19 protein-coding genes and 2 tRNA genes are annotated in these 24,082 nt (G+C 39.9%); 18 read left to right on the plus strand and 3 right to left on the minus strand.

Going from position 1 to position 24,082, the window contains the following annotated elements:
* Positions 1-18: 18 nt before the first annotated feature.
* The 6 genes from ADJ67_03450 to ADJ67_03475 all read left to right on the plus strand — a co-directional run bounded on the left by ADJ67_03450 (position 19) and on the right by ADJ67_03475 (position 7,778).
* Complete coding sequence (locus ADJ67_03450; GenBank protein ID AKT46819.1) at positions 19-813, plus strand: hypothetical protein; 795 nt, start codon at positions 19-21, stop codon at positions 811-813.
* A 60-nt stretch (positions 814-873) separates the two neighbouring features.
* On the plus strand, positions 874-4,317 hold the full coding sequence (locus ADJ67_03455) for a pyruvate carboxylase (protein AKT46820.1): 3,444 nt from the start codon (positions 874-876) through the stop codon (positions 4,315-4,317).
* 55 nt (positions 4,318-4,372) lie between these two features.
* Complete coding sequence (locus ADJ67_03460; protein AKT46821.1) at positions 4,373-5,608, plus strand: peptidase T; 1,236 nt, start codon at positions 4,373-4,375, stop codon at positions 5,606-5,608.
* Positions 5,609-5,625: 17 nt separating this feature from the next.
* Positions 5,626-6,387: a nuclease gene (locus ADJ67_03465; GenBank protein ID AKT47658.1), complete on the plus strand. Its 762-nt coding sequence runs from the start codon at positions 5,626-5,628 to the stop codon at positions 6,385-6,387.
* Between the two features lie 288 nt (positions 6,388-6,675).
* Positions 6,676-7,068 (plus strand): antitoxin HicB, encoded by a 393-nt coding sequence (locus tag ADJ67_03470; GenBank protein AKT46822.1) that lies wholly within the window; start codon positions 6,676-6,678, stop codon positions 7,066-7,068.
* A gap of 461 nt (positions 7,069-7,529) precedes the next feature.
* Positions 7,530-7,778, plus strand: coding sequence for a hypothetical protein (locus ADJ67_03475; protein ID AKT46823.1), 249 nt, complete (start codon positions 7,530-7,532; stop codon positions 7,776-7,778).
* 218 nt (positions 7,779-7,996) lie between these two features.
* Here the strand turns inward: ADJ67_03475 and ADJ67_03480 are convergent.
* Positions 7,997-8,071: transfer RNA gene (locus ADJ67_03480), tRNA-Glu, on the minus strand.
* A 105-nt stretch (positions 8,072-8,176) separates the two neighbouring features.
* Between ADJ67_03480 and ADJ67_03485 the strand changes: the two genes are divergently transcribed.
* Positions 8,177-9,661 (plus strand): threonine synthase, encoded by a 1,485-nt coding sequence (locus tag ADJ67_03485; GenBank protein AKT46824.1) that lies wholly within the window; start codon positions 8,177-8,179, stop codon positions 9,659-9,661.
* Positions 9,652-10,212 carry a membrane protein gene (locus ADJ67_03490; GenBank protein AKT46825.1) on the plus strand — a complete coding sequence of 187 codons (561 nt, stop codon included), beginning with the start codon at positions 9,652-9,654 and terminating at the stop codon, positions 10,210-10,212. Before ADJ67_03485 ends, ADJ67_03490 begins: the two co-directional genes overlap by 10 nt.
* A 280-nt stretch (positions 10,213-10,492) precedes the next feature.
* On the opposite strand, the gene ADJ67_03495 is transcribed toward ADJ67_03490, so the two are convergent.
* Positions 10,493-10,580 (minus strand) — tRNA-Ser (locus tag ADJ67_03495).
* Between the two features lie 217 nt (positions 10,581-10,797).
* Between ADJ67_03495 and ADJ67_03500 the strand changes: the two genes are divergently transcribed.
* The 7 genes from ADJ67_03500 (at position 10,798) to ADJ67_03530 (ending at position 17,528) form a co-directional block, all read left to right on the plus strand.
* A complete protein-coding gene (locus tag ADJ67_03500) occupies positions 10,798-12,408 on the plus strand; it encodes a sodium:proton antiporter (GenBank protein AKT46826.1) in 1,611 nt (536 codons plus the stop codon).
* A 162-nt stretch (positions 12,409-12,570) separates the two neighbouring features.
* Positions 12,571-13,083, plus strand: a complete 513-nt coding sequence (locus tag ADJ67_03505) for a hypothetical protein (protein AKT46827.1) — start codon at positions 12,571-12,573, stop codon at positions 13,081-13,083.
* A 187-nt stretch (positions 13,084-13,270) separates the two neighbouring features.
* Entirely contained in the window at positions 13,271-13,804 is a 534-nt protein-coding gene (locus ADJ67_03510; GenBank protein AKT47659.1) for a Cro/Cl family transcriptional regulator, read from the plus strand.
* A gap of 8 nt (positions 13,805-13,812) precedes the next feature.
* Positions 13,813-14,883, plus strand: a complete 1,071-nt coding sequence (locus tag ADJ67_03515; protein ID AKT46828.1) for a spermidine/putrescine ABC transporter ATP-binding protein — start codon at positions 13,813-13,815, stop codon at positions 14,881-14,883.
* A complete protein-coding gene (locus tag ADJ67_03520) occupies positions 14,876-15,688 on the plus strand; it encodes an ABC transporter permease (protein AKT46829.1) in 813 nt (270 codons plus the stop codon). Before ADJ67_03515 ends, ADJ67_03520 begins: the two co-directional genes overlap by 8 nt.
* A complete protein-coding gene (locus ADJ67_03525; GenBank protein AKT46830.1) occupies positions 15,685-16,464 on the plus strand; it encodes a putrescine aminotransferase in 780 nt (259 codons plus the stop codon). The genes ADJ67_03520 and ADJ67_03525 overlap by 4 nt, the downstream gene beginning before the upstream one ends.
* Positions 16,461-17,528 carry a hypothetical protein gene (locus ADJ67_03530; GenBank protein AKT46831.1) on the plus strand — a complete coding sequence of 356 codons (1,068 nt, stop codon included), beginning with the start codon at positions 16,461-16,463 and terminating at the stop codon, positions 17,526-17,528. Before ADJ67_03525 ends, ADJ67_03530 begins: the two co-directional genes overlap by 4 nt.
* A 79-nt stretch (positions 17,529-17,607) precedes the next feature.
* On the opposite strand, the gene ADJ67_03535 is transcribed toward ADJ67_03530, so the two are convergent.
* Complete coding sequence (locus tag ADJ67_03535; protein ID AKT46832.1) at positions 17,608-18,636, minus strand: 1-aminocyclopropane-1-carboxylate deaminase; 1,029 nt, start codon at positions 18,634-18,636, stop codon at positions 17,608-17,610.
* A 234-nt stretch (positions 18,637-18,870) separates the two neighbouring features.
* Between ADJ67_03535 and ADJ67_03540 the strand changes: the two genes are divergently transcribed.
* From ADJ67_03540 to ADJ67_03550, 3 genes are all read left to right on the plus strand, one after another.
* Positions 18,871-20,496 (plus strand): malate dehydrogenase, encoded by a 1,626-nt coding sequence (locus tag ADJ67_03540; GenBank protein AKT46833.1) that lies wholly within the window; start codon positions 18,871-18,873, stop codon positions 20,494-20,496.
* A gap of 94 nt (positions 20,497-20,590) precedes the next feature.
* Positions 20,591-21,538, plus strand: coding sequence for a malate permease (locus ADJ67_03545; GenBank protein ID AKT46834.1), 948 nt, complete (start codon positions 20,591-20,593; stop codon positions 21,536-21,538).
* Between the two features lie 9 nt (positions 21,539-21,547).
* Positions 21,548-24,079: a membrane protein gene (locus ADJ67_03550; protein AKT46835.1), complete on the plus strand. Its 2,532-nt coding sequence runs from the start codon at positions 21,548-21,550 to the stop codon at positions 24,077-24,079.
* Positions 24,080-24,082: the final 3 nt, after the last annotated feature.

Below are 24,082 nucleotides of genomic sequence, written 5' to 3' on the forward strand. Positions count from 1 at the left end.
AGAGGGCAGAGGTAGAGGATGATAAACACAGAGCGTTTTACAAAATTAATGACGGAGACTGGAATCGCTTTACTATCCTTCATAGTTGGCTGGGTAGTGATAACGATTTTGATTAAATTGCTTCGCAAGATACTTGTGAAGTCAAATATCGATAAATCACTACACGCGTTTATAACTAATGGCATAAGGGTAATATTTTTGATAGTACTTGCTATTATAATTTTGCAGGAGCTAGGACTGAATACTTCATCTCTTTTGACAGTCCTCGGTGCTGGAGGTGCGGCGATTGCGCTAGCCCTAAAGGATAGTCTTGGCAATGTCGCTGGAGGCTTTCTCATTTTGATCAACAAGCCCTTCAAGTGTGGTGATTTGATAGCAGTAAACGGAAATGTTGATGCGACGGGAATTGTCGATGAGATTGACCTTATGTACACCAAGATGCATACTGGTGATAACAAGGTTGTTACAGTGCCAAACGGAGTGATGTCAGCTTCGGTTTTGACTAACTTCACTGAGTCTGGGATAAGACGAATAGACAAGGTATATAAGTTTGCTAAGGATACAGATATAGCTAAAGTTAAGGAGATTCTTCTTGCAGTAGCAAGGAGCAATCCTCTCGTGCTAAGCACGCCTGAACCGATAATTGGAGTTGGCTCCATAGATGCATATGCACTTTCTGTAGACTTTAAGCTTTGGTGCAATGCAGATGACTACTACAACTTATCATACAAGATAGAAGAGGATGTTACTGAGGCTCTCAGGTCTGCTGAACTCGATCTATCTTACAAGAATATTGATATCCACATGCAGTAATGCAGTGATATATAGATTTGACACGTTTAATTTTTTATTATAGAGAATGGGAGAAAAACAATGAGAGAAATTAAGAAGTTCAAGCGTGTTCTGGTTGCCAATCGTGGCGAGATTGCAATTAGAGTATTCAGAGCATGTCAAGAGCTTGGAATTAGAACAGTTGCAATTTACTCTGAGGAAGACAAGAACAGCTTATTCAGATTTAAGGCAGATGAATCCTACCAGATAGGAAAGGGAAAGACTCCTGTTGCGGCATACCTATCAATTGAGGAAATTATTGAGCTTGCAAAGGCTAAGGGTGTTGATGCTATTCACCCAGGATATGGATTCCTATCAGAGAATACAGAATTTGCAAAGGCTTGCGAGGACGCAGGAATTGAATTTATCGGACCTAACCACTACATGATGGATCAGCTTGGCGACAAGATCAAATCCAAGATTGTAGCTGCTAGAGTTGAGGTTCCTACTATCCCAGGTGTTGACTCAGCTATCAAGGACGAGGACGAGGCGGTTGAATTCGCAGACAGATGTGGATACCCAGTTATGCTTAAGGCAGCAGCTGGTGGCGGCGGCCGTGGTATGAGAATCGTAAGAAGCAAAGATGATATCGTAAATGAGTATAGAAGAGCAAAGAGTGAAGCTCAGGCAGCATTTGGTATCGATGATATATTTATTGAGAAGTACCTCGAAAACCCTAAGCACATCGAGGTTCAGATTGTCGGAGATAAGTACGGTAACATCGTACACCTCTACGACAGAGACTGCTCCATTCAGAGAAGACATCAGAAGGTTATCGAGTTTACACCTTCACTTTGTCTAACAGATGAGCAGAGAAAGGCTATATGTAACGACGCGCTCAAGATTGCAAGAGCAGTTGATTATCGCAGTGCTGGTACAGTTGAGTTCCTTCTAGACTCAGACGGAAGACACTATTTCATTGAGATGAACCCTCGTATTCAGGTAGAACATACAGTTACTGAGATGGTGACAGGTATAGATATCGTTCAGACTCAGATTTTAGTTGCTGAGGGATATGCTCTTGCAGATCCAGAAATCGGAATAGAATCTCAGGATGATATTCACACAAGAGGTTATGCTATCCAGTGCAGAATCACAACAGAAGACCCTAGCAACGGATTTGCTCCTGACACAGGAACTATCGAGCTTTACCGAAGTGCTTCAGGTTACGGCATCAGACTTGATGGCGGTAATGGATTTACTGGTTCAACAATCAGTCCATATTACGACAGTCTTCTAGTTAAGGTTACAGCAACGGCACTTACATTTGATGCAGCAAGACGCAAGGCTATCAGAGCTCTTAGAGAGACTCAGATCAAGGGCGTTAAAACAAACATCGGCTTCATCCTAAACGTTCTAAACCACGAGACCTTCGCTGAAGGAAACTGTAACACTGGCTTTATTTCAGCTCATCCAGAGCTTATGGATATCAGAACCAAGGAAGATGAAGAGCTAAAGATTATTAACTTCCTCGGAAACAAGATTGTTAATGAGACAAAGGGAAGAAAGCCAACCTTTGACGTACCTGTATTCCCACGCGTTAGCCCTGAGGAAATTGCTAAGTTAAGAGGGACAAAGCAGTTACTTGATGAGCAGGGACCTGAGGCAGTAAGCAAGTGGGTTCTTGATCAGAAGAGACTTTTGATCACAGATACAACAATGAGAGATGCTCAGCAGTCACTTATGGCTACTAGAGTTCGTACAATAGATATGGAGAAAATCGCTCCTGGTACAGCGCTCTACGGTAAGGATTTCTTCTCACTTGAGATGTGGGGTGGAGCTACATTTGATACAGCTTTTAGATTCCTTCACGAAAATCCATGGGAGAGACTTGCAACACTAAGAAAGCTCATTCCAAACGTGATGTTCCAGATGCTCGTTAGAGGTGCTAATGCTGTAGGATACAAGAACTACCCTGATAACGTTATCAGAGAGTTCATTAAGCAGTCAGCTAAGGCTGGAATCGATGTATTCCGTATCTTTGACTCACTAAACTGGACAGAGGGAATGAAGATTGCACTTGACGAGACGCTCAAGCAGGGTAAGCTTGCTGAGGCATGCATGTGCTACACAGGCGATATTCTCGATAAGTCAAGAACAAAGTATAATCTAGAATACTACATCAAGCTTGCTAAGGAACTTGAGGCTGAGGGTGCTCACATCATCGGTATCAAGGACATGTCTGGACTTCTAAAGCCAATGGCTGCAAGAGAGCTCATCGGAGAACTCAAGCAGGTTCTTAAGATTCCAGTACATCTACATACACATGACACAAGTGGTAACGGTATCGCAACAGTTCTCATGGCTGCTCAGGCAGGTGTAGACATCGTCGATGCTGCATTTAACAGCATGGCAGGTCTAACATCACAGCCTGGTCTAAACTCAATCGTTGCAGCTCTTGAGCACTCATCAAGAGATACAGAAATCGCTTACGAGGGAATCCAGCAGCTCTCAGAGTACTGGAGAGATGTAAGACCAGTATATGCAAGCTTTGAGTCTGGACTACGTACACCATCTGCAGAAATCTACAAGTATGAGATGCCTGGCGGACAGTATTCAAACCTAAAGGCTCAGGTAGATTCATTTGGACTGGGCTATAAGTTCAATGAGGTTAAGGAGATGTATCGCAAGGTTAACTTGATGCTTGGAGACATCATCAAGGTTACACCTACATCAAAGGTTGTCGGTGACACTGCAATTTTCATGGTTCAGAATGACATGACACCAGAGAACATCTATGAGAAGGGTAAGAATGTAGACTTCCCAGATTCACTAGTTTCATTCTTTGAGGGAATGATCGGTCAGCCACTTGGAGGATTCCCAAAGGATCTTCAGAAGCTAGTTCTCAAGGATAAGAAGCCAATCACATGCCGTGCAGGTGAGCTCCTAGAGGATGAGGATTTTGACGCAATCAAAAAGCACCTAGTTGATGAGCTAGGAATAGAGGCAAGTGAGCAGGATGTCATCAGTGCTGCTATCTACCCTAAGGTATTTGATGACTATATCAAATATGTTCGCAAGAACGGTGATTTCAGACACATGGGTTCTGACATCTTCTTCCACGGACTATCTGAGGGTGAAACTTGCGAAATCAAGATCGATGAGGGTAAGACATTCATCGTAAGACTTATCGAGAGAAGAGCTACAAATAACGAAGGCATCTGTGAGGTTGTATTCGAAATCAACGGTAACCGCAGAGTTGCAAAGGTTAAGGATGAGGACATCAAGGACTCAGTAGCTGTAGCTGTTACAAGATATGCAGACGAAGAAAACCCAATGGAAATCGGTGCAAACATCCCTGGTGCTGTTATCAAGATTCTCATTAAGGAAGGCGATAAGGTCGAAGCAAATCAGGCTATCGCTGTACTTGAAGCAATGAAGATGGAGACAAATATCATTTCAACTACTGATGGTATCGTTGATACGGTATTCGTTAAGGAAGGTCAGCAGGTTAAGGCTGGCGAGATGATTGCAGTACTCAAATAACTAACAAAAAGCGGGGCGTGTATTGCATGCCCTGCTTATTTTTAAGGAGAAGGCAGTGGACAAAAAACAAAGTGTACTAAAAAACTTTTTAACATACATCAAAATAGATACGCAGTCTGACGACACTAGCGAGACTGTTCCTAGTACAGCAAAGCAGCTGAATCTAGCCAAGGTTTTGATAGAAGAAATCAAGGCTCTTGGAATCACAGAGGTAGAGCTAGATGACAAGGGCTATATCTACGGAAAGCTCAGAGGAAATATCGATGCAAAGGTTCCTACAATAGGCTTCATAGCTCATATGGATACGGCACTAGAATTCCCATATCCAGGAGATGAGGCTAGGGTTATAGATAACTACGATGGAGAGCCAGTAACTCTCTGTGAAGGTGTGGTTTTAGATCCAGCATGTAATGAAGCTTTGATGAATGCAAAGGGAAAAACCATCGTAGTTACAAATGGAAAAACTCTTCTAGGAGGAGATGATAAGGCTGGCGTTGCAGAAATAATGACAGCGCTTGAATACATGGTTAAGACTCCTGAGTTTAAGCATGGAGATATCGCATTTTCATTTACTCCAGATGAGGAGATTGGAACTAGCGTTGACCACTTTGATGTCAAGAAGCTTGCGGCAGATAGAGCCTATACACTAGACGGCGCAGCACCAGATGAAATCTCATATGAGAACTTCAATGCGGCTTCTGCTAGCATAAAGATTCATGGCATAGTGACACATCCTGGTGAAGCAAAGAACAAGATGAAAAATGCTCTTCACGTGGCGTGCGAGTTTGCAGAGGCGCTCCCGGCTAGCGAAAGACCTGAGCACACCGAGGGCTACGAGGGTTTCTACCATTTGATGGAGATGAACGGAAACTGTGAAGAGGCTATCTTAGAGTACATAATTAGAGACCACGACATTGATAAGCTTGAACAGAGGAAGGCTTTGATGTCAAAATGTGCAGAGTTCCTAAACGAAAAGTACGGTGCTGATACTGTCGAAATTTCCTTTAAGGATTCATATAGAAACATGGCTGAATGCATGAAGGGTCACGAGGAGCATATAGAATATGCAATGGAAGCCATAAGAGAGCAGGGGCTTGATGCAAGGCCAGCTCCAATGAGAGGTGGCACAGATGGTGCCGGAATTTCACGCATGGGAGTTCCTTGTCCTAACCTTGGAACGGGTTCCTATAACCATCACGGTAATAGAGAATACGCCGTTGTCGAGGAGATGGTAATGCTCGTTGATATCATGCTAAGCGTTATATCAAAATACGCAAAAGAGGTGAGATAGTGAACAAAGAGAGAAAGATGGCGCTGCTGATAGATGCAGAAAATATTTCAGCACAGTATGCTGACTATATTATAGATGAAATAACAAACTACGGTGAGTGCTCATACAAGAGAATTTACGGAAGCTGGGACAAGATTGTCCAAACAAAATGGGAGGGTCAGATAAACAAAAACTCCCTAAAGCCTATGATGCAGTTTAACAACACGAGGGGAAAGAATGCCTCGGATTCTGCATTGATAATCGATGCGATGGATATTCTCTATCGTGGAAATGTCGACGGATTTTGCATAGTTTCCTCGGACAGTGACTTTACTTCACTAGCTAGAAGGCTTGCAGAATCCGGACTTCTCGTAATCGGCATGGGTGAGTCCGACAAGGCAACTGAGGCTCTAGAAAATGCCTTTGATAAGTTTGTCTACATAGATGTTCTAGCAAAGGAAGCCGAGGCCGAAAAGAAGAAGGAGGCTGACGCTGAGGCTGCAGCTGGCATAAAGCCAAGACAGGAAAGAAAGTCTGACCAAACAGGAAACATTCCAAGCAAGAAGCTAATAAGCAGCAAGATTAAGCAGATTATCATGGCAAATGAGGATCTAGGAAAGCCAACAGACCTTGGGCAGATTGGAAATGAGCTGAGCAGACTTTACAGAAACTTTGACGTAAGATACTACGACAAAAAAGGTGGCGGAAAGTACAAATTCCTTAGAGAGTTCGTTGCAGACCTTCGCGGTCTAGAAATCGAAAGAATAGACAAGAGAGTATTTGTAAGCATAAAAAAATAGCTTTACTAATGATAAATAGATGATATAATTAGCACAAGAGAAAAAAGTTGCACAATACTGAAATTAACTTTTATGTTTAATAGTTTTGGAGGCAAAGATATATGATTATTCTACTTGCAATAATTCTATTCCCAATAGCATTGTTGCTTGAGCTTGCTAAAAAATCATAATAAAAGAAGCACCGTAAGGTGCTTTTTTTATGGGGAATTTTGAATACAACTTAAATCATGCGTATTTAATGCGTATAATGATATAAAAGAGGGTATAAATGAAAAAAAGGAGGAGAAAATGAAAAATGTATATCCAATAGTATTAAAAAAAGGAAGTAAGGATAATTACATTGTATTTGTTCCAGATTTCAATATTAATACAGAAGGTGAAGACATGGCTACAGCTATTGAAATGGCAAGAGATGCGATAGGAATAGTGGGAATTGATATGGAGGATGAACACGAGGTTTTGCCTAAACCATCAGCAATGACATCAATAGAAACAAATAAAGATGAGTTTATAAGTCTCGTGGATGTGGACTTTGATGAATACAGAAGAAAGAATGATATGAGAGCAATTAGGAAAAACTGTACGATTCCTTCATGGCTTAACTTTGAGGCGGAAAAAGCAGGAATAAATTTCTCGGCTATATTACAAGCAGCTCTTAAAGCAGAACTAAATTTGAAATAGTAAAAAGCCCTGAATATTGAAATTCAGGGCTTTTCCTAAAAGGTATGAAAAAGAAAAAATGAAGATAAAGAAATTAACAATAAAGTTAAATTTCCTCATCTTCACCTTAGAAATCACCATAGAGAGAGCGTAAGCTCCTCTATGGACATCATACCATAATAAAATATGAAAGGCAAGAAGAGAATGAGAATCACAGTTAAGAATAGAAAAACAACAGCAAAAGAAAAGATTATTGGCGGCATCGTGTGGGGAATACTGATTGGATGCATTGTTTACTTAGCTATAAAATAAGGAGGTGCAACATATGAAGACCATCATAAAAGGCAAATTCTATGATACAGACACAGCAATTACAATAGGAAAGTTTGGGGAGGAAGAACTTTTCAGAAAAAAACGGGAGAATTCTTCAAGCTTGACACAAAAATTGGCATAAAGCCTCTTACAAAAGAGGAAGCAAAAATATGGGTAGAGAACTATTTAAAAGAAGATACATACATCTCATTATTTTGTGGAACAAGGGAACAAAAACTGCAAGTGACAAGTTAAGAAAAATAAGAGAAATGACAGGCTTAACACAAAACAAATTTGCAGATGCTTATGAGATACCAGTCCGCACAATAAAAAGTTGGGAAATGGGAGAGCGAATACCTCCGAAATATGTTTTGAATCTGCTCGAGTTTAAGGTAAGGTGTGATTTTAAAAATAAATAAAATAAAAAGCAAAGGGAAAGTAATAAGATGTTTAAGAATGGGTTTATAAAAGCAATTCGATCGCGTACATCTTTACAGTGACTTGTGGAAAAGTGGCACACCAAATGGCACACTTTAAATGGTTTTAATTGATGTCTTTTGATGTAGAAATCTAAATAATTACCAAATATAAACAAGATAAAAAGCCCTGAATATTGAATTTCAGGGCTTTTCTTAACTGGTATCGCCTAGGGGAGTCGAACCCCTGATTCAGCCGTGAGAGGGCTACGTCTTGACCACTTGACCAAGGCGACAAATTAAATTGTTAAATCACAAATCATTTATTGAAATGCTACAAGGGATATTATATACTAAGATAATCGACTTGTAAAGTTTTTTATTTAAATAATTTCGGGAGAATTCATATGATAAATTATGTAAGTACAAGAGGCATGGAAGGTAGCTTTAGCGCAGCTGAAGCAATAGTTAAAGGAATCGCTGACGACAAGGGTCTGTTCGTACCGACCAAGATACCGGCGCTCTCAGTTAGCTTTGATGAGCTAGCTAAGATGACTTATCAGCAGGTTGCCAAGCTAGTGATTGGATCATTCTTCTCAGATTTCACAAGTGAGGAGATTGACTACTGCGTAGACAATGCTTATGATGAGAAGTTTGAGGTTCCTGAGATCGCAAAGATAACAAAGGCTGACGGAGCAAACTTCCTAGAGCTATATCACGGAAAGACTGCAGCTTTTAAGGACATGGCGCTTTCAATTCTTCCTTATCTTATGACTACATCTATGAAGAAGCTCGGTGTAGATAAGAAGGTTTGCATTTTGACAGCCACATCTGGAGACACTGGAAAGGCAGCTTTGGAGGGCTTTGCCGATGTAGAAAATACAGAGATAATCGTGTTCTATCCTAAGGATGGAGTTAGTGAGGTGCAAAGACGCCAGATGGTAACTCAGGAGGGAAAGAATGTTCACGTATATGCAATAGAAGGAAACTTTGATGATGCGCAGACGGGAGTTAAAAAACTTTTTACTGACAATGCGCTCAAGGAGGAGCTTGCATCAAAGGGATACGTTTTCTCATCTGCAAACTCAATTAATATAGGAAGACTAATTCCTCAGGTTGCATACTACGTTTATGCGTATTCAAGACTTGTAGCAGCAGGGGATATTGAAGCTAGCGATGCAATAAACATCACAGTTCCAACAGGAAACTTCGGAAATATCCTCGCAGCCTACTATGCAATGAAGATGGGAATTCCAGTATCAAAGTTTATATGTGCTTCCAATGAGAACAAGGTTTTGACCGACTTCTTTGTAAGTGGCAAGTACGATATAAAGAGAGATTTTGTTTTGACGAACTCACCATCCATGGATATTTTGATCTCAAGCAACCTAGAAAGACTTCTATACCACCTAAGCAGTGCTGATGAGCTTAGGAAACTTATGGAATCTTTAGATAGCAAGGGGGAGTACAAGGTTTCTGATTCTATCAAAGCGGGACTAGACTGCTTCTACGCAGGTTTTGCGGATATGGATTTGACCTGCGAGACAATAGGAGAACTATACAAGAAAGAAAGCTATCTTGTAGACACTCATACAGCCGTAGCTTATGCAGTTTTCGAGCAGTACAAGAAGGAGACGGGTGACGAAAAAGCGAATGTCATAGCTTCAACAGCCTCACCATACAAGTTCCCAAGAAGCGTTGCATCATCAATTGGACTTAATCCTGAAGGAATGAGTGACTTTGAGTGCGTAGATAAGCTCAAGGAATTTACAGGAGTTAAAGTACCTAAGGCTATAGATGGACTAGAAAGCAGGGAAGTTAAGCACGATAAGGTATTTGCAAAGGATAAAATGCTCGATGCGATAGAGGATGCTCTATGTCTATAATTGAGATTCTGCTAATTGCAGTAGGACTCTCGATGGACGCCTTTGCCGTTTCTATATGCAAGGGGCTTGCGCTTAGAGATATGAAGTGGAGATACGCTATAGTTTGCGGACTTTATTTCGGTATCTTTCAGGCCTTAATGCCTAGCATCGGGTATTTTCTAGGGGCAAGGTTCATTGCAATCATAGCAGATTTTGACCACTGGATAGCCTTTGTTCTTCTCCTCATAATCGGGCTTAAAATGATCAAAGAGGCAGGGGATGAGGAAAAGGAAGATGCTAACTTTGATGTGAAGACCATGCTCCTTTTGGCTATTGCAACTAGCATAGATGCGCTCGCTGTAGGTATAAGCTTTGCTGTACTTAAGGTAAACATTGTTCTTGCAGTAACTCTTATAGGTGCGACGACCTTTGCATTTGGTTTTGCGGGAGTAAAGCTCGGAAACCTTTGCGGAACTAGGTTTAAATCAGGCGCAGAGAGGGTAGGTGGAGTAATTCTCATTTTGATAGGAACAAAAATATTACTTGAGCACCTTGGAATATTGAGCATATAGCTAAAATAGATAAAAGAACTTACAAAAGCTTTGTACAAAAGTACAAAAAAAAGAGTTTTGTTCATAAAACAATGCAATCGTTTTGATGAAGAGATTCAATGTATACATAGTACTAAAATAGAGGGCTCACGATAATTATTGCTACTTGTAAATAATTATTAATCAAAACTGTATGGCCTAAGTTATTTTGTAAGGTGTATCAAAACGCTTTTTAGCAGTAAAGAGACAAATAGAATATTAGATAGTAAAAAAGAAAGCCCCTAAAGGCTTTCTTTTGCATTGGCGGAGGACATGGGACTCGAACCCACGAGGCTGTTACACCCTACTCGCTTTCCAGGCGAGCTCCTTAGCCACTCGGTCAATCCTCCACATTATGTATCATTATACGCTTGGCAAGTATACAATATCTGCTCAAAACAGCTATTTAAGTTTAACATAGTGAACCTGCATATGCAAGGAGGAATATTATATTGTTCCAAACACAAATCGTTCACATTGCCATCATATTTAATTGACATTTTAATCAAAAAGTGCTAAATTACATTTGTTGGATTTATTGCTCAATGGTTTAGGGAGGACTTATTAATGAAAAATCTCAAATCAAGGGCCATCTGGATCATAGGATTTGCGGCACTACTAATTATGTGTATGCCAATTCTCGCTATGGCTAAAGAAGCAGAGTATGTACCTGCTTTATTTGGATCAGTTTGGTCATTACTACCACCATTTGTGGCTATTATACTTGCACTTATTACAAAGGAAGCATATAGCTCATTATTCATCGGTATTGTATGTGGTGGAATACTTTGGTCAGGTGGACACTTCGAACAGACAGTTCATCACGTACTTCATGACGGAATTATTTCAAGACTTTCAGATAGCTACAACGTTGGTATCCTAGTATTCCTTATTATACTCGGTTCACTAGTAGCTATGATGAACAAGACAGGTGCTTCAGCAGCTTTCGGAGCATGGGCGGAAGAACGCATTAAGACAAGAGAAGGTGCTCAGTACAGCACAATTCTTCTAGGATGTCTTATCTTCGTAGATGACTATTTCAACTGTCTAACAGTTGGTGCTGTTATGAGACCTATTACAGACAAGCACCACGTTTCAAGAGCTAAGCTAGCATACCTAATTGACGCAACAGCAGCTCCTGTTTGCATCATCGCTCCTATTTCATCATGGGCGGCTGCGGTAGCAGGCTTTGTTCCTGGAGAAGATGGTTTCTCACTATTCGTACGTTGCATACCTTACAACTTCTATGCGCTTCTAACAATTCTCATGATGGTTTGCATCGTAGCTTTCCATTTCGACTATGGTCCAATGAGAGTTCACGAGGACAATGCTATCAATGGCGATATCTACACAACACCAGATAGACCTTATGAGAACGCTCAGAGCGATGCTATCGAAGGTAAGGGTAAGGTTATCGACATGATTCTACCAGTACTTATTCTAATCGCATTCTGCATCGGCGGAATCCTTTATGCTGGTGGATTCTTCAAGGGAACAGGATTCGTAAAATCATTCTCAAGCACAGATGCATCAGTTGGTCTATCAACAGGATCACTTCTAGCTATCCTAGTATGCGTTGCTTGGTTCCTAGGAAGAAGACTTATCTCATTTAAGGATATCATGGATTGCTTCCCAGAAGGATTCAAGGCTATGATTCCTGCTAACATGATCCTAACACTTGCATGGACACTAAAGGCTATGACAGATAGCCTAGGCAGCAAGGAATTTGTTCAAGAGTTCGTAGGTGGACTCGCAGGTAACCTTGTAAACTTGCTACCAGCTGTAGTATTCTTAATCGGATGCGTAATCGCATTTGCTACAGGAACATCATGGGGAACATTTGGTATCCTAATTCCTATCGTTGTATCAGTATTCTCTAACGATAAGGAGATGATGGTAATAGCAATGTCAGCTTGTATGGCAGGTGCTGTATGCGGAGACCACTGCTCACCAATATCAGATACAACAATAATGGCATCAGCAGGCGCTCAGAGCAATCACATCAACCACGTAAATACACAGCTGCCTTACGCTATGACAGTAGCAGCAGTATCATTTGTAGGATACATAGTTGCTGGATTTGTAAAGAATGTATTCATCGCACTTCCAGTTGCATTTGCTATGATGGTTGCAGTACTAGCTGTACTAGTTAAGATTTACGGAAAAGAATCTGAATAAATTACACTAAGGTGTATAAATTTATATTCAATTGACAATGATTCAACACGAAAAGCCCTTTAGTTACTAAGGGGCTTTTTCAATTGCTTTTCCCCTTACATTTTATACGCAGATGGTGTATACTATTATTGTAAGTTAAATATGGTAAGAGGAGAGTTACAAATGTTCAAAGAAAACGAATTGGTAATGTACGGTTCTACCGGCGTTTGTCGCGTAAAGGAGATTGGCAGGCCAAGTTTTGTTGACAAGGACGACGAGCGTATCTACTACCTCTTAGAGCCAGTTTTTCAGAGCGGTGTCATCTATGCACCTATTGACAATGATAAGATTCCTATCAGAGCAGTAATTTCAGCAGAGAGTGCCTCGCAGCTACTTGATCATTTTGATGAGATTGAGGTTGATGATTACAAGTGCAAGAGCTCTCAGCAGCTATCGCAGCACTATCAGAGCATAATAGAAAATCACTGCTGTGCAGATTTACTTGCCATGACCAAGTCTATTTATATTAAATCTATGGTAGCTGGTAGGAATAAGAAACACCTAGGGCAGATAGACAAACGGTATATGAAGCGCGCGGAGGACTTGATTTATAGCGAAATCGCAGTCGCACTCGATACCAATAGAGAAGATGTCGAAAGGTATATTAAGGACAAGCTAGGAAAATACATTATCTAAATCAGAGTAGTAGATTTTCCAACTAATCTTATGCTAATCCTAAACTAATCTTAAATGCTCGGATGCTTTTAGAATTTCTAGAAGCATCCATTTTATTTGCTTGACTTTTAATCAAAATACGATATAATCTTTTTTGTTGGTTTAGCAATACTAAACAAATAGTTTAGAAAGGATATGCCTAATGTCTATTCAAATCGGTGAAAAGATTAAGGAGCTTAGAATAAGAAATGGGCTAACTCAGGAGGAGCTAGCAGATAGAGCAGAGCTCTCCAAGGGATTCATTTCCCAGCTTGAGCGAGACCTTACCTCACCGTCGATTTCGACGCTTGAGGATATTTTGCAGTGCCTTGGAATAAGCGTATCTGAATTCTTTGCTAGCGAAGAGGATGAGCAGATAGTTTTCGGAGAAGAGGACTATTTTGAGAAGGAAGATGCTACTGAGGGAAATATCATCGAGTGGATCATTCCTAATGCTCAGAAGAACGAGATGGAGCCTATAAGGCTAAAGATAGAACCTAATGGAAGAACCTATCCGGATAACCCTCACGAGGGAGAGGAATTTGGATACATACTTAAGGGAAGCATATGCATCCATTTAGGCAGTAAGAAGTACGAAGCCAAGGCTGGAGAAGCCTTTTATTATAAAGCAGATAAAACACATTATTTCATGTCGAAGAGCGGAGCCCTTTTGATATGGGTTAGCACGCCGCCAAGCTTTTAGGAGGGAAAATGCAATCATTAATAGAACTTAAGAACATAAGCAAAGCATTTGGCGATACGACGGTGCTGGATAACTTCAATTTGAGTGTAAATGAGAATGAGTTTATCACTTTGCTAGGACCTTCAGGCTGCGGAAAGACTACAACGCTCAGAATAGTAGGTGGCTTTGAGACGCCTGATAAGGGTAAGGTGTTTTTTGAGGGCAGGGATATTACAGACCTTGCGCCAAATAAGAGACATATCAATACTGTATTTCAGAAGTATGCTCTGTTTCCACATATGAATGTAGGAGACAATATTGCATTTGGTCTAAAGATCAAAGGAAAGAGCGACCAGTATATCCGAGATAAGATAAAGTATGCACTAAACCTCGTAAACCTAAGCGGATACGAGAGAAGAAGAATAGATTCACTATCAGGTGGACAGCAGCAGAGAATTGCTATTGCAAGAGCTATAGTTAACGAGCCTAAGGTTCTTCTCCTTGATGAGCCTCTTGGAGCTCTTGATCTAAAGCTAAGGCAGGACATGCAGTACGAACTTATTAGACTTAAGAACGAGCTTGGGATTACCTTCCTATATGTAACTCACGACCAAGAAGAAGCTCTTACCATGAGCGATAAGGTCATAGTTATGAATGGTGGCTACATACAGCAGATGGGAACTCCTGAGGAGATATATAACGAGCCTGAGAACGCGTTTGTTGCTGACTTTATTGGCGATAGCAATATCATTGACGCTGTAATGCTAGAGGATAAATATGTAAAGATAGGTGAGACTGTCTTTGATTGTGTGGATACTGGATTTGGCAAGAACAAGCCAGTCGATGTAATGATAAGACCTGAGGATATTATCATCAGAGAGCCTGGTAAGGGTAAGATAGACGGAGTGGTTACACACAATATCTTTATTGGTGTTTACTATGAGATGGAGATAGAGGCAGGTGGATTCACTTGGCTTGCTCAGAACACAACTAGCTTTGCAGTAGGTGAGCATGTAAGCATTGATGTAATTCCTTTCAACATACAGATCATGCACAAGCCTCAGACCAAGGAAGAGGAGGCAATAGAGATAGATGTATAAAAAGCCTTTTGCAATTCCATTCATAGGCTGGATACTCATCGGTACTATTGTTCCGGGACTAGTTATCGCTTTCTATGGATTTACGGATAGGAGCGGGTCTTTTACGATGGATAATGTGACTAGCATTCTCGCACCTGAGCATGCTAAGGCACTTTGGATGTCGCTACTACTCGCTTTTATCAGCAGCCTGATATGTTTAATAATCTCTCTGCCACTCGCTTTGATTCTCAGAAACAGTAAGCTGAGCAGCAAGGGTTTTTTGGTGTTTATTTTTATACTTCCTATGTGGATGAACTTCCTGCTTAGAACCATGGCTTGGCAAGTTCTTCTCGAGAGAGGTGGTCTGATTAACAGCTTCTTTGAGAATATTGGAATGCCAGGACTTCAGATTATAAATACACCGGTAGCAGTTGTACTAGGCATGGTCTACGACTATCTGCCTTTTATGATACTGCCTATATATAATTCAATGATTAAGATCGAAAATGCAGTTATCGAAGCTGCGTATGATTTAGGCGCAACCAAGGCCAAGGTTTTCAAGGATGTCATTCTTCCGCTTTCCGTTCCAGGAATAGCTAGTGGCATAACCATGGTATTCGTACCTGCGCTGACAACCTTTGCTATTTCGAATATGCTGGGTGGAGGAAAGATATATTTGATAGGTAATATCATCGAGCAGGAGTTTACGACAACTTCGAACTGGAATCTCGGCTCAGGACTTTCGCTTGTAATGATGGTATTCATTTTGGTTACTATGGAGCTGATGTCGAGGCTCGATAAGGATGGGGATGGTGCTTTGATATGAGAAAGATTGGAAGTAACATTTACCTTGCGCTTATCGTCATGTTCCTGTACCTACCGATTTTGACACTAGCCGTTTTTTCATTTAACAAAGCTAAGACTATGGCAGTTTGGTCAGGATTTTCGCTCAAATGGTACAGAGCCATGCTAGAAAACGACCAGATAATCGAGGCTATAAGAAATACCTTTTCAATCGCCTTTGTGGCAGCTCTTGTTTCAACATTTATAGGAACCTTTGCCTGCCTTGGCATGAACAAAATGAGAAAGAAGTCGCAGAATGTTTTGATGGGTCTAAATAACATTCCGCTTTTAAATGCAGATATCGTTATCGGAATATCCTTGATGATGACCTTCCTAGCATTCAAAATTGACCTTTCGTGGACGACGGTGCTTTTATCACACATTACCTTTTGCATACCTTATGTAATACTTTCGGTACTACCGAAGATAAAGCAGCTGAGTCCTAGTGCCTATGAGGCGGCGCTAGACCTTGGAGCAAGTCCGCAGTACGCTTTTTATAAGATTGTCATGCCTGAGATTTGGCCGGGAATTTTCTCGGGATTTCTGCTTGCTTTTACGATGTCAGTAGACGACTTTGTTATAACGCACTTTACAAGAGGTGCGGGAATAAATACGATTTCAACTTTGATATATAGTCAGGTCAAGGTTGGAATTAAGCCTACGCTATTTGCGCTTTCGACGGTAATCTTTATTCTCGTGCTTGTTATACTTATAATAACTAACATCCTTTCAGGAATAAAGGAGGGCAAGGACAGATGAAGAAAAGAATAGTTTCGATGCTTCTTATTTTCGCTCTATGCCTAGGACTTGCAGCCTGCGGAGGAAAGGGTGAAGAGAAAGAAAATAACTCCAAAGTCCTCAAGGTTTATAGCCTTGGCGACTACTTTGATCCTGCTTTGATAGATGAATTTGAAAAAGAGACTGGCATCAAGGTGATTTTAGATAACTTTGATACAAACGAAGAGATGTATCCGGTTATTTCAAAGGGAACTGTAAAGTATGATGTAATTTGTGCATCTGATTATATGATTGAAAGGCTCATCAAGAAGAAGCTTTTAGCAAAGCTTGATTATGCAAACCTTCCAAACTTTGAAAACATCGACCAAAGGTATATGCAGATTGCATCAAAGTTTGATAAAAATAACGAATATGCGGTTCCTCATACATGGGGAGTGCTAGGCGTCATGTACAATACCAAGAAGGTACGCGAGGGCGAGATAAAATCTTGGAATGATCTTCTCAAGAAGAAGTATGACCAGCAGATTGTCATGCCTGATAGCGTGCGTGACAACTTTGCGATTGCGCTTAAGGCTAGGGGGTATTCTATAAACACCAAAAAGGAGTCTGAGCTCAAGGAGGCAACAAAGTTCCTCCAAGATCAAAGTCCTCTTGTCTACAAGTACTCAAACGACGCAGCAAGAGACCTAGCCATAGGAGGATCTACGGATATTGCTATTGTTTGGAACGGTGAGGTTCTTTATTCTAGGGAGGAGAACAGCGATTTAGATTTCGTAGTGCCAAAGGAGGGAAGCGAGGAGTTTCTTGACATGTGGGCTATACCTGCAAATGCAGAGCACAAGAAGAATGCTGAGAAGTGGATTGACTTCATGATGAGAAAGGATACCGCGCTTAAAAACTATGAATACCTAACATACACCATCCCTAATAAGGCAGTAATAGAGAAGGTATCAAAGGATACGGAGAGCAAGAAGTACATCTTCCCCGATGAGAGCATCATATCAAAATGTGAGTCCTTGACGGACCTCGGCACCAAGTACGACGATATGTATAACAAGTACTGGAAGAAATTCAAATCAAATTGATTCCGTAAATAAGCATTAAAAATCCGCCTCGGAATGCTCTATGCGAGCTACTATCCGCAGGCGGTTTGTATTTCAGATTTTAGATTATATGAATGTATTTTTCTAGCTCTTTTTCGAACTCTAGGCGATGGTGCTTTGTGTAGATTCCTGGAATTCCGCCAGTGTGAATCATAACAACATTTTCGCCCTTTGCTATTTCGCCTTTTTCTACCATCTCTAGAATTCCTGCAAATGTCTTACCTGTGTAGCATGGATCCATGATTATACCTTCCTTGCTTCCTAGGTAGTAGATTGCATCGCGAACTTCCTTGCAAGGGTTGTTATATGCACCTCTGTGGTAGTCGCAGGTTAGGTCAAAGTCACTTTCCTTGGCGTCAAACTTCATACCAAACTGATTCTTACAGCTATTGTAGTACTCGATAGCTGTCTTTTCTATTCCATCTGGGAATGGCTCAATCGCAATACCTGTGAGTCTAAATCCAAGGTCTTCGTTCTTCTGTCCTGCAAAGAGTCCCATATATGTTCCCATGCTTCCAACGGTTGTGATTACACGTGGATCTTCTAACTTCATTTCCTTAAGCTGCTTATCTAGTTCAAGAGCGCAGTCATAGTAACCGAGCATACCTATATTGTTTGAACCACCAGTGCAGATGAAGTAAACCTTTTCGCCTTTGTCTTCCCATTCCTTAGTAATCTTCGCAAAAGCTTCTTCAGCAACTTCCTGCTTGGTTCTTGTGCCATCGTTGTGAACGAGGTAGACATTGCAGTTCATGATGCCGTCTAGTATAAGATTAGCAGAAATCTCACCTGGATATTCATCTACGGCTACAATAGCAGATTTTAGTCCAAAGCGAGCTGCTGATGCGGCAGTAAGTCTTCCGTGGTTAGTCTGAGCACCACCAGTTGTAAGAAGCATTGTAGCTCCTTTATCCAAAGCATCCTTAACTAGGTACTCAAGTTTACGAAGCTTGTTTCCGCCAGTTCCAAGCGCTGTTATATCGTCTCTCTTGAGATATAGATTTATTCCTAGATCCTCGGAAACGTTCTTGAGATATGTGATCTGTGAAGGCTGCATCAAAATATTAACCTTATCATGTCCGTAAAGCATAGCATAAGCTCCTTTCAGATAATAACTATATAATTAAATAAATAATATCATACTTTGATGAATAATATAATACATAGAAAATATTTGTTCTACAGGTATGTATAATAATACAATTAGGGTATAATGTGATACAATAGCTGTATAGATGAGTATTTTTGCTAAAAAAATGAACATGAAGTTCAAATCGTATTTTTATAATGTAATCATGGGATTACACAAGTGTGGAGGTGTACTATGAAATCACGCGAAATCCTAAACAACCCATTTCTAAATAAGGGAACTGCTTTTACCATGGAAGAACGTAAGAAACTAGGTCTTATTGGGCTACTTCCACCATATGTTCAGACTATAGAGGAGCAGGCTGCACAAACTTATGCACATATGGAAAAGAAGGAGAGTATGTTGGAGAAGCGTCTATTCCTAATGGAAATCTTCAATACAAATCGTACTCTTTTCTATTATCTATTTTCACAGCACCTAGAGGAGTTTAACCCTATTGTATATGATCCAACAATTGCTGAGACCATAGAAAACTATAGTGACCTCTTCGTAGATCCTCAGTATGCTGGATATCTAGATATAAACCATCCTGAATATATTGAGGAGACGCTTAGAAATGCAGCAGGTAATCGTAATATACGCCTCATAGTTGTTACAGATGCTGAGGAAATTCTTGGAATAGGTGATTGGGGAACAAATGGTGTGGATATCTCAGTAGGCAAGCTTATGGTTTACTCAGGAGCTGCTGGTATTGATCCGTCTATGGTGCTTCCTTTGGTAATAGATGCTGGAACTAACCGTAAAGCACTTCTTGAAAATCCTAACTACCTAGGAAATCGCCATGAGCGTATTACGGGAGACAAATACTATAATTTTATAGATGAGTTTGTTCAGACTGCAGAAAAGTTATTCCCTAAGCTATATCTACACTGGGAAGATTTTGGACGATCAAATGCAGCAAACATACTAGAAAAATATCGCAAGAAAATCCCTACATTTAACGATGATATTCAGGGAACTGGAATAGTAACTCTAGGTGGTCTATACGGAGCTCTGGAAATATCAGGTGAGAAGCTGACTGATCAGGTATATGTGTGCTACGGTGGTGGTACGGCTGGAGCTGGTATTGCATCACGTGTACTTAGAGAGATGGTAAATGAAGGACTTTCGGAAGAGGAGGCTTATAAACATTTCTTCATGGTAGATAAGCAAGGGCTCCTATTTGACGACATGGATGATCTAACTCATGAGCAGAGACCTTTTGCAAAGAAGCGTTCTGATTTTACAAATGCTGAAAAGCTCACAGACCTTCTAGAAGTAGTTAAAACCGTAAAGGCAACTATTTTGGTAGGAACATCGACAAATCCTAATTCTTTCACTAAAGAAATAGTGGAGGCTATGTGTGAGAACTCTGCTCATCCAATGATTTTCCCACTTTCTAATCCAACAAAGCTTGCTGAAGCAAGTGCTGAAAATCTTATCAAATGGTCGGATGGAAAGGCTTTTGTTGCAACAGGAATACCAGCTGATAATGTTTCATATAAAGGTGTGGAACATGTAATTGGTCAGGCAAATAATGCTTTGATATATCCAGGTCTAGGACTAGGAATGTTAGCATCAGAGGCAAGTCTTTTGACAGATGAGATGATAGGTGCTGCAGCTCGCGCCTTAGGTGGAATTATAGATATGAAAAAACCAGGTGCTCCTGTATTACCTCCATTTAAGTATGTTGCTGAGGTTTCAATAAAGGTAGCTGAAGCAGTTGCTAATAAGGCTCAGGAGCAAGGACTTGCACGCTGCGAGGAAAAGGATATGGCAAAGGCAGTACATGAACTTAAGTGGTACCCTAAGTATCGTTAATAATTTATAGTTTGCTTATAAAGTGTGCCAATGAGACCTTGTCTCTTGGCACGCATGCTTAATATTCTCGGTATGAAGTAAAGAAAGGTTTTTTATGAATATATTACTAACATCTATAGAGAGTATAATTCCGATTATAATTATAATCGTATTAGGATATGTACTTCAGTGTCGTGGATGGTTTGAGGATAGCTTTGGAGCTAATTTATCACGCCTAATTATGAATGTAGCGCTTCCTGCATCAATCTTTGTTTCGGTTATGAAGTATCTCACACTAGACAAGCTGATAAGTCTTTCAGGTGGTTTGATATATACATTTGGAGCATTCATATTAGGTTATATAGTAGCCTTTATCACCGTAAAGGTGTTCAAAGTTAGGCCTGGTCGAAGAGGCACTATGATTAATACTTTTGTAAATGCAAATACTATATTTATTGGATTACCATTAAACATAGCTTTATTTGGAAATGAGGCACTTCCTTATTTCTTGATCTACTATATTACAAATACTGTTTCGACTTGGACCCTAGGTGTCTACCTAATGACAAGCGATAGCAAGACTGGTAAGAATGAGGGCGCAAGTAAGTTTGATTGGAAGAAACTTCTTCCTGCTCCACTAGTTGGATTTTTGATTGCTCTAGTATTTTTGGTTATTAAAATCCCGGTACCTAGCTTTGCAACTAGCACTCTAACATATATAGGTAATCTGGTAACGCCACTGTCTCTCCTATACATTGGTATAGTTCTATCAAAGGCAGGACTAAAAACCATTACTTTAGATAGAGATACAATCATAACATTAATTGGAAGGTTTATACTTGGACCTGCTGTTATGATTGCACTTCTAACTTTGACTGCAAAAGGAATGCCTACAGCTGAGTATAGAACTTTTGTAATCCAGTCTGCCGCTCCAGCACTTGCAGTACTACCAATCCTTGCTCATCAAGGCGATGGAGATGTAGAGTTCTCGACAAATGTTGTAACTATTAGTACAATTCTATTTGTAATCGTTGTACCTATTGTTGATATGATATTAGGATAGAGGATATTTATGAATAAGATTATTGGAATTCTAAAAAAATGGAAAAACCCGATTAAGCTTGTCTTGTTCATGTCAATAGGAAGCCTCGTCATCATAGAAATAATTAGGATGTTTAGGTCCATTTCTATCGATGAAGTAACAAGTACGATAGGAACTATAGCACCTGAGAAGGTGCTATTCCTATTTGTGCTGGGATTTGCTGCTGTATCACCAATGATACTTTATGACTATATTCTGAACAAGGAACTAAAGCAAAGTCCAAGGCTTTCATATCTCATCGAGACAAGTTGGACAATCAACACGCTGAATAATATGATTGGATTTGCAGGACTGGTTGATGTTGGACTAAGATATTCATTTTATGCAGATGAGGAAAAACCAGATGCAAGCATGCAGGCAATATCTCGCGTTATACCATATTTTATGAGTGGTTTTTCATTTATGTCACTCATAGCGCTAGTTTTGATTACAGTTTTTCCTAGCTCATCAGATATACATCGCTACTGGCCTGCACTACTTGCAGCAGGACTTTATCTTCCTTTCATTCTTTTTATTTCAAATAGAAAAAGCTTGACTTACTTTGGGCAAATGAAAGGAAAGACTGCAATAGCTTTATTTCTGTCATCAGCGATAGATTGGATTTGTGTAAGCAGTTTTTTCATATTATCGGGCAGATGTTTAGGTTATTCACTACCAATCTCTGAGTTAGTCCCATTATTTATGATTTCCATAACTGTTGGCATCATGTCAATGATTCCAGGAAGTTTAGGAAGTTTTGATTTAGTAATGGTAACAGGCCTTGTTAGTCTTGGACTTGACAAGGTGCAGGCACTTAGCTGGATATTCGTATACAGACTGTTTTATTATATGTGTCCATTTGCAGTAGGGGTGATATTATTTATCAAAAATATGGGTGGAAAGATAAATGAAAAATATCTTGGAATCCCTAAAAAAGTTCTGGAGTCTCTATCCATTAAAATGTTAGTTTGGGGATTTAGGATTTTTGCTATATTCCTCATAATATCTGCAATCGTTCCACAGGAATTAAGTCATATACCAATATTAAAGGAACTTAAGCCTGTAGAGGGGCAGTTTATCTGGCAATACCCATGTATACTTTTAGGTATAGTGTATTTTCTAGTAGCAAGATTGATTGCTCGCAACTTGAAGATAGTGCCAGTTATTACCACAATAATAGGGGTATTAACTTTGATTTACCTAAATATAGGGGTCTACTCTATACCAAGTAGTATACTTCTTTTGGCTTTGATAGCACTTACCTGGTGGAACAGGAGGGAGTTTGATCGTATAAGCTATATCTATGCATGGGAGGATATAGTAAAGGATTTTGGTGCAATAGGTATAGTATTAATCACTACGATTGTTTTGCTTGCTCGAATTGACTCACATCACCTAGGAAGCTTTTATCATACGAAATACTTTGTATCACATTGGCTAGGTCTTTTAATTATGGCTCTTATTATAGTTGTAGTTTATCGCACGATTTTACGCCTAATAAGAAGAGATGATGCTGTTTTAGGATGCGAATTTGATAAGCAAAGGTATATAAATTTCCTAGCTACAATTGATAATATAAATCCAAACGCTGCACTTGCATTTTTAGGTGATAAATATCTATATTGGTATCAAGAGGATGGAGTGGATAGAGCAGTTTTTCAATTCGCAATGGAAAACAACAAATGTGTTGTAATGTCCGATCCAATATCGCAACCAGGATATCTAGATCAGGCAATATCCAAAATACTAGCTGACGCTGAACTTGCAAATATATCAGTAGTTTTCTACGAAGTAAATCAAGAAACAACGCTCGTACTTCATGATTACGGATACGATTTCATGAAATTCGGAGAGATGGCACATGTTCCATTAGAGCGTTTCACTTTAGAGGGGAAGGCAGGCAGAAAGTTCAGAACAGCTGTTAACAAACTAGAGAACAAAGGTTATACATTTGAGGTGGTAGAGCCTCCTTTTGATGATAAATTAATGGATAATCTTAGAAAAATATCAGATAGTTGGCTAGATGGACGTCAAGAAAAAGGCTTTTCTCTAGGATATTTTGATGAAGAATATATAAAGCTTGCACCTGTTGCTATCGCAAAGGATGAGAATGGGGAAATACAAGCCTTTGTGACATTTATCGTAGTAAATAATAAAACGATTTCTGGTATAGATTTGATGAGATATGATTTACATAAATCGCAAAATGGCATAATGGACTATCTTTTTATAAAGATTATGAGTTATTTTAAGGAGCAGGGAGCTTGTAATTTTGACCTAGGCATGGCACCTTTATCAAATGTAGGAAGAGCAAAGCATAGCTTCATGCATGAAAAAATAGCCTACCTAATATATGCCTTTACAAATAGGTTCTATTCATTTAATGGTCTAAGGCAGTATAAGCAAAAGTTCGGACCTGTATGGGAGCCTAGATATGTCGCCTATCCAAAGAACACATGGTTGCTCATCGACATGATTGGTATATATAGAGTAGACAATAGAAAGGTTAAAAGGATATCATAGCTT

It is taken from the genome of Eubacterium sulci ATCC 35585, from assembly GCA_001189495.1.
Classification (GTDB): Bacteria; Bacillota; Clostridia; order Peptostreptococcales; family Anaerovoracaceae; genus Eubacterium_B; species Eubacterium_B sulci.

Bases quoted from the DNA above. Each gene is read 5' to 3' on its own strand.
- ADJ67_03450 (AKT46819.1), top strand. From the start codon at position 19: ATGATAAACACAGAGCGTTTTACAAAATTAATGACGGAGACTGGAATC.
- ADJ67_03455 (AKT46820.1), top strand. From the start codon at position 874: ATGAGAGAAATTAAGAAGTTCAAGCGTGTTCTGGTTGCCAATCGTGGC.
- ADJ67_03465 (AKT47658.1), top strand. From the start codon at position 5,626: ATGGCGCTGCTGATAGATGCAGAAAATATTTCAGCACAGTATGCTGAC.
- ADJ67_03470 (AKT46822.1), top strand. From the start codon at position 6,676: ATGAAAAATGTATATCCAATAGTATTAAAAAAAGGAAGTAAGGATAAT.
- ADJ67_03475 (AKT46823.1), top strand. From the start codon at position 7,530: ATGGGTAGAGAACTATTTAAAAGAAGATACATACATCTCATTATTTTG.
- ADJ67_03490 (AKT46825.1), top strand. From the start codon at position 9,652: ATGTCTATAATTGAGATTCTGCTAATTGCAGTAGGACTCTCGATGGAC.
- ADJ67_03500 (AKT46826.1), top strand. From the start codon at position 10,798: ATGAAAAATCTCAAATCAAGGGCCATCTGGATCATAGGATTTGCGGCA.
- ADJ67_03505 (AKT46827.1), top strand. From the start codon at position 12,571: ATGTTCAAAGAAAACGAATTGGTAATGTACGGTTCTACCGGCGTTTGT.
- ADJ67_03515 (AKT46828.1), top strand. From the start codon at position 13,813: ATGCAATCATTAATAGAACTTAAGAACATAAGCAAAGCATTTGGCGAT.
- ADJ67_03520 (AKT46829.1), top strand. From the start codon at position 14,876: ATGTATAAAAAGCCTTTTGCAATTCCATTCATAGGCTGGATACTCATC.
- ADJ67_03525 (AKT46830.1), top strand. From the start codon at position 15,685: ATGAGAAAGATTGGAAGTAACATTTACCTTGCGCTTATCGTCATGTTC.
- ADJ67_03530 (AKT46831.1), top strand. From the start codon at position 16,461: ATGAAGAAAAGAATAGTTTCGATGCTTCTTATTTTCGCTCTATGCCTA.
- ADJ67_03535 (AKT46832.1), bottom strand. From the start codon at position 18,636: ATGCTTTACGGACATGATAAGGTTAATATTTTGATGCAGCCTTCACAG.
- ADJ67_03540 (AKT46833.1), top strand. From the start codon at position 18,871: ATGAAATCACGCGAAATCCTAAACAACCCATTTCTAAATAAGGGAACT.
- ADJ67_03545 (AKT46834.1), top strand. From the start codon at position 20,591: ATGAATATATTACTAACATCTATAGAGAGTATAATTCCGATTATAATT.
- ADJ67_03550 (AKT46835.1), top strand. From the start codon at position 21,548: ATGAATAAGATTATTGGAATTCTAAAAAAATGGAAAAACCCGATTAAG.